The organism is Lysinibacillus sp. RU7, assembly GCF_057837305.1.
The window spans coordinates 1-333 of sequence record NZ_JBYQFK010000088.1 but is presented as its reverse complement, the minus strand read 5'-3'; the positions used below and the strand labels follow the sequence as shown (position 1 = coordinate 333).

The following is a 333-nucleotide window of genomic DNA, read 5'->3' as shown; positions in this document are numbered from 1 at the left end:
ATAAATATCCGGCATTCGGAGTTTGTCTGAATTCGGTAAAGCGAGATGCCCCCCTAGTCCAAACAGTGCTCTACCTCCGGTATTCTCATCACGAGGCTAGCCCTAAAGCTATTTCGGAGAGAACCAGCTATCTCCAAGTTCGATTGGAATTTCTCCGCTACCCACACCTCATCCCCGCACTTTTCAACGTGCGTGGGTTCGGGCCTCCAGTAAGTGTTACCTCACCTTCACCCTGGACATGGGTAGATCACCTGGTTTCGGGTCTACGACCACGTACTACATCGCCCTATTCAGACTCGCTTTCGCTGCGGCTCCGTCTTCACAACTTAACCT

1 rRNA gene is annotated in these 333 nt (G+C 51.7%); it reads right to left on the bottom strand.

What is annotated here, in order from left to right:
* Positions 1–333: ribosomal RNA gene (locus AC3II9_RS21645) — 23S ribosomal RNA — on the bottom strand; the annotation flags it as partial.